The organism is uncultured Limnohabitans sp., from assembly GCF_937889215.1.
Lineage (GTDB): Bacteria > Pseudomonadota > Gammaproteobacteria > Burkholderiales > Burkholderiaceae_C > Limnohabitans_A.
In genome coordinates, this window is the sequence record NZ_CALBEX010000268.1 from 1 (window position 1) to 1,731 (window position 1,731).

2 protein-coding genes are annotated in these 1,731 nt (G+C 58.1%); one reads left to right on the forward strand and one right to left on the reverse strand.

The features are described 5' to 3' along the window. Positions 1-316: 316 nt before the first annotated feature. Positions 317-949 carry a c-type cytochrome gene (locus tag Q0341_RS06845; RefSeq protein WP_299511458.1) on the reverse strand — a complete coding sequence of 211 codons (633 nt, stop codon included), beginning with the start codon at positions 947-949 and terminating at the stop codon, positions 317-319. A gap of 87 nt (positions 950-1,036) precedes the next feature. On the opposite strand from Q0341_RS06845, the gene yihA reads away from it, so the two are divergent. Further along, positions 1,037-1,731, forward strand: a 695-nt coding sequence (gene yihA, locus Q0341_RS06850) for a ribosome biogenesis GTP-binding protein YihA/YsxC (protein WP_299511460.1), incomplete at its 3' end; no start/stop codon positions are given.

Genomic DNA, 1,731 nt, shown 5'->3' on the forward strand with positions numbered 1-1,731 from the left:
ATGCAGATGATCGTCAACAAGGAGATCGCAAACCGCATGGACGACAGCAACTCGATCACAGCCTGCCCTCGGGGCGAGCTGCGCTCAGATTCAGGGCTGGATGCAACAGTCGTCATGAAGTGTTCAAAAAAGAAGCAACCAAACAAATGGCGGGACAAGGCCCGCCAGAAACGTCCAAGGCCGGAAAACCGGCCTTGGTGCATGTCATATCAGCCGATCCTTAATTATGCCCCAAGGCCGCGACTTTGAGCCTAAAACCCTTTTGAACCAACAGGGCAAACGCAGTGCGCGCTTGGGTCAATGCTCGGCCAAAAAATCAGCGCAAACCAGCGATGTAGTCGGCCACAGCCTTGATTTCGCGGTCGTTCATTTTGGCGGCAACCTGTGTCATCTGCAGGTTGTTCTTGCGAACACCTTCGCGGAACATCACCAATTGGCCGGCGGTGTAGTCAGCGTGCTGGCCCGACAGGCGGGGGTACTGGGCCGGCATGCCCGCACCGTTGGGGGAATGGCAGCTCGCGCAAGCTGCGATCTGACGGTCAGGAATGCCACCGCGGTAGATGCGCTCACCCCAAGCCACCGTGTCTTTTTCTTTGGCAAAACCTGGCTTGGCTTGTTTGGAGGCCAGCCAAAAAGCGATGTTGCGCATGTCCTCGTCGCTCAGGCCGGCGACCATGCCACTCATGATCGCGTTGGCGCGCTTGCCCGATTTGTACTCGTGCAACTGCTTGACCAAGTATTCGGGGTGTTGCTGCGCCAACTTCGGGTTGGCTGGCGTGGTGGAGTTGCCGTCCGCCGCATGGCAAGCCACACAGGCTTGACTGAAAATGGCTTCGCCCTTGGCCAAATCAGGTTTGGCGGCTTTGGGCGCTGGACCAGCGGCCAAGGCAGAACCGGCCACAAAAGCGGCCGACAAGGCGGTGATCAAGAGAGAGGTAATCGACTTCATGGCGTGATCCGAGAGTTGGCGCAAAACACAAGGATTCTACAATGAGGTCTGCGTCAGTTTCTTGACGCGCCAAGGTATCCCTTATTTATGAGCCCCAGCCCCCGCACGCCCGCCCCTGCCAATCCTGCTGCCAGCCCATCCGCAGCGCTCACGCCCAAGGTGGTCACGCCCATGGGTTGGATGCACACGGCCCGCTTTTTGACGACCGCTGCACAACTGCACCATTTGCCCGAAATGGACACCCCGGAGATCGCTTTTGTGGGCCGCTCCAATGCGGGCAAGTCCACTTGCATCAACACCCTGACGCAAAAGAAACAACTGGCTTTTGCTTCCAAAAAACCCGGCCGCACCCAACACATCAACCTGTTTGCCTTGGGCAAACAGGGCATCACCGACACCGTGCTGGCCGATTTGCCCGGTTACGGCTATGCCGCTGTAGCCAAAATGGACAAGCTGCGTTGGCAGCAAGTTATGGCCAACTATTTGGTCAGCCGCGAAAACCTCAAGGGCATCGTCATGATGTGCGACCCGCGCCACGGCCTGACGGAACTCGACGACATCCTGCTCGAAGTGATCCGACCTCGGGTCGAGGAAGGCTTGAAGTTTTTGATCATCTTGACCAAAGCCGACAAGCTGACCCGCGCCGAGCAAGCCAAAGCCTTGTCGATTGCGCGACTGCAAGCCGGTGGCGGTGAAGTCAAACTCTTTTCGGCCTTGAAAAAGCAAGGCGTGGACGAGGTCGCCCAACTGCTGTGGGACTGGACCCACGCCGACGGCCCAGT

What these genes read in the sequence shown, in the direction of transcription:
- Q0341_RS06845 (WP_299511458.1), bottom strand. Translation starts at nt 949, where the DNA reads ATGAAGTCGATTACCTCTCTCTTGATCACCGCCTTGTCGGCCGCTTTT.